The sequence below is a fragment of the Methyloceanibacter marginalis genome, assembly GCF_001723295.1.
In the GTDB taxonomy this organism is placed as follows: domain Bacteria; phylum Pseudomonadota; class Alphaproteobacteria; order Rhizobiales; family Methyloligellaceae; genus Methyloceanibacter; species Methyloceanibacter marginalis.
This window is the reverse complement of sequence record NZ_LPWD01000320.1, coordinates 1-2,893: the sequence shown is the minus strand read 5'-3', so window position 1 is coordinate 2,893 and position 2,893 is coordinate 1. Positions and strand designations below refer to the sequence as shown.

Annotated in this window: 6 protein-coding genes and 1 pseudogene; 4 read left to right on the top strand and 3 right to left on the bottom strand. The window is 61.8% G+C overall.

The window, feature by feature from the left end:
• Nucleotides 1-127: 127 nt before the first annotated feature.
• Nucleotides 128-304, bottom strand: coding sequence for a hypothetical protein (locus AUC71_RS19605; RefSeq protein WP_158007817.1), 177 nt, complete (start codon nucleotides 302-304; stop codon nucleotides 128-130).
• A 123-nt stretch (nucleotides 305-427) separates the two neighbouring features.
• On the bottom strand, nucleotides 428-685 hold the full coding sequence (locus AUC71_RS11690) for a hypothetical protein (RefSeq protein WP_069624405.1): 258 nt from the start codon (nucleotides 683-685) through the stop codon (nucleotides 428-430).
• A gap of 97 nt (nucleotides 686-782) precedes the next feature.
• Between AUC71_RS11690 and AUC71_RS19600 the strand changes: the two genes are divergently transcribed.
• Both AUC71_RS19600 and AUC71_RS19595 read left to right on the top strand, forming a co-directional pair.
• A complete protein-coding gene (locus tag AUC71_RS19600; protein WP_158007816.1) occupies nucleotides 783-1,217 on the top strand; it encodes an AEC family transporter in 435 nt (144 codons plus the stop codon).
• Nucleotides 1,127-1,756 carry an AEC family transporter gene (locus tag AUC71_RS19595; RefSeq protein WP_158007815.1) on the top strand — a complete coding sequence of 210 codons (630 nt, stop codon included), beginning with the start codon at nucleotides 1,127-1,129 and terminating at the stop codon, nucleotides 1,754-1,756. The genes AUC71_RS19600 and AUC71_RS19595 overlap by 91 nt, the downstream gene beginning before the upstream one ends.
• A gap of 23 nt (nucleotides 1,757-1,779) precedes the next feature.
• On the opposite strand, the gene AUC71_RS11680 is transcribed toward AUC71_RS19595, so the two are convergent.
• Nucleotides 1,780-2,253, bottom strand: a complete 474-nt coding sequence (locus AUC71_RS11680) for a sigma-70 family RNA polymerase sigma factor (protein ID WP_425283385.1) — start codon at nucleotides 2,251-2,253, stop codon at nucleotides 1,780-1,782.
• 61 nt (nucleotides 2,254-2,314) lie between these two features.
• Between AUC71_RS11680 and AUC71_RS21295 the strand changes: the two genes are divergently transcribed.
• Nucleotides 2,315-2,764: a hypothetical protein gene (locus AUC71_RS21295; RefSeq protein ID WP_141701641.1), complete on the top strand. Its 450-nt coding sequence runs from the start codon at nucleotides 2,315-2,317 to the stop codon at nucleotides 2,762-2,764.
• A gap of 34 nt (nucleotides 2,765-2,798) precedes the next feature.
• A pseudogene (locus AUC71_RS21290) lies at nucleotides 2,799-2,887 on the top strand (response regulator); the annotation flags it as partial.
• Nucleotides 2,888-2,893 lie beyond the last annotated feature (6 nt).

Sequence of the window (2,893 nt, the reverse complement as noted above, 5' to 3'; positions counted from 1 at the left end):
CCGAACAGCGCCGCCGCGGACACCAGAGCCACGCTCAAACCGGCCAGACACGATCTCATGGTTCATCCCCTCCTGGCGGGACGGCTTAACCATAGAGATTTGTGCTCGCCGTCCGGACATCAAGGGGTCACGGCCTACCAGGCAGAGTAATCCAGCCGAAGCCGAGCGCGAAACCGGCGATAACGGCAAGCGCAAGGGAAACGCTGAGGACCCAGATCACCCCCGCATGAGCGCCCTGACGGGCCTCCGTGGTGGTCATCTCGGTATGGGCTTCGCCATCGCGGTCGATCTTGGTCGTTGCCATGAACGTCCTCCTCTCGTCGTCAGATTGTACGGATGTGCTTGGAAAACGCGCAAAGCGCCGCAAAGGTTCCATACCGATCCGAAAGATATCGGGTGAGGGCAGGAGCTGCTTCGACTGCGCGGGCTAGGCGCCGTCCTCGAGCGTTTCGAGCGCCGCTTGGATCGCTGCCAGGAGCTCGCCTGGACTGCGGCGATTGTCGGAGGGCTCCATGCCTTCGTCCGTGGCGCGAATCAGCGCGTCCGCATCCTCTTCCCAGCGCAGCAGAATCGATTTCTTGTCCTCGGGCGCCAACGATGCCTGAAGCACGTCCTCCGGCCCGTGAAAGACGGATGCAGGGTCGAGCTTGGCTTGCGCGATATCGGCGGCTGAGAGGGTCTTCATGGCAGGTGGGTCTCCTCGGCTATAAGCTTTATCAAGTCTCCTGTGGTCCTTTCGGAGGCGTCTCCGCGAACCTCCGTTCGCGTTCAAGGATCCCGAAATGCTCGAAAAGATTCTAGGCGCGCTGCTCCCCGCGGTCATCACCATTCTGCTCGGCTACTTCGCCGCGCGCCATCACGACTTCAAGCAGACAGAGGTGCCGACCCTCAATCGGATGGTGATGAGCTATGCGCTGCCGCTCTCGCTCTTCGTCGGCGTTGTCAGCGCCGGGCGCGCCGAGCTTCTCGCCGATCTGCCGCTGGTGGCGTTCCTCGCCGCCGCGTTCATCGGCATGTATGCGGCGGTTCTCCTGCTTGGGGTTTTCGCCTTTCGCTGTTCGCCGGGCTTGAGCGCGCTTCGTGCGCTGACGGCGGCGGCGCGAGCACCGCCTTTGTCGGCACGCCGGTGCTCGGCTATCTCTACGGGGACAAGGGCGACATCCCCGTTGCGGTCGGCAGCATCATTATCGTGGTCTGCCTGGTCCCCGCCACGCTGATCCTGCTGTCGCTGGGCACGGAGGCGCAACCCGTCGCCAAGCACGGGCAGGGCACTGCCGCCGCGCAAGCGGCGCCTCAAGACATCGACGTCGGGGGCAAGATCCTGAATGCCCTGAAGCAGCCCGTAGTCTGGCTGCCGTTCTGCGGTTTCGTCCTCATGATCTTCGATGTCGAAACGCCAAAAGTGTTCGACGATTCGCTGGCGCTGCTGGGCGATGCCTCGGCGGGCGTGGCCCTGTTCACCGCGGGCATCATCTTGGCCGGCTACAAGATCATCGTGAACGTAACCGTCATGTCCCTCGTCTTCGTCAAGAACGTGGTGCAGCCCGGGCTGGTCTGTGCCGGCATGCTCTGGTTGGGATACGGCGACCCGCTCCTCGGCGAAGCGGTGGTGACGAGCGCGCTCCCGCCGGTCACGCTCGTCGTCATGCTTGCTGTTCAATACCGGGTCGCCATCCCCGAGACGGCGTCGGCCTTGATGTTCAGCACCCTCGGCTCGCTTCTCACCATGAGCGCTTTCATCTGGCTCTTGCTCTAATGGACCTGCGTGCTCGCGCGCGCTTACGCGCTCTTGGGCGTTGGAAGCGTCTCCGCCTCGGCGGTGTCATCGGTGTCCCCGAGCTGCAGCGTAGCGGCGAGGCGGCCCCTGGCGCGGTTGACGCGGCTCTTGATGGTGCCGACCGCACAGCCTGAAATCTCCGCGGCCTCTTCGTACGAGAAGCCCCGCGCGCCGACCAGAACCAGCGCTTCGCGCTGATCCTCGGGCAGATGCGAAAGCGCTTCCTGGAAGTCCCGCATATCCATATGGCCCGGCTGCTCCGGCTTCGAGGAGAGCCGCGCGGCGTAGCTGCCGTCGGCGTCTTCAACTTCCCGCTTCCGCTTGCGCCGCTCGGAGAAGTACGTGTTGCGGAGGATCGTAAAGAGCCACGCCTTCAGATTCGTGCCTTCCTTGAAGGAATCGAGATGGTTCCACGCCTTGAACAGGGTTTCCTGGACGAGATCGTCCGCCCGGTCGCGGTCGCCGCAAAGCGACACGGCGAACGCTCGTAGGCTGCCGATTTGGGCTACGAGAGAGTCTCTCAGGCCCGGGGACACATTGCGCGGCAAATCAATTATCTCCGTTTCGATCGAGATCCTTGAGCAATCTCAGAAGATGATCCGGAACGGGTTCTTCGGCGACCTCGTCGAACATGGCGCGAACTTGCCGGCCGATATGCGCCTGAAGGGCGGGGGACATGGCTTTCCCTTGCTTCGGCCCTGGCGCAATGTTCTCGTTGTTTTGGTCTTGCCGATCAGCGCTTTTCCTTGCGTCTACGGTCATGCGCTTGGGCGCCTTTTTCTTGTCATTTCGGTTCACAGCGGTTCCTTGTCGATGCTATCGGCAAATGCGATTGTAACCGGATTCCGCCGCCTGTATGACCCGAAAAACCCATCAAGCTTCAAAGAGTTCCAAAATGTGGGGAACTTTGGCGCGATTACCGGCATTTCATCAGACTCCTACCCACCAATGCCCGTATATCCTCCACCCCGCTTTGTGAGACAATAGGTCAATCATTTTTGCCCTCGGAGTAGATCAATCAATGCCCTTGTCCAAAACGATCGCGCCTCATCTTCCACTTCTACGGCGTTTCGCCCGCGCGCTCGCGGCTCTCAAACGACCGGTGACGCCTAATGT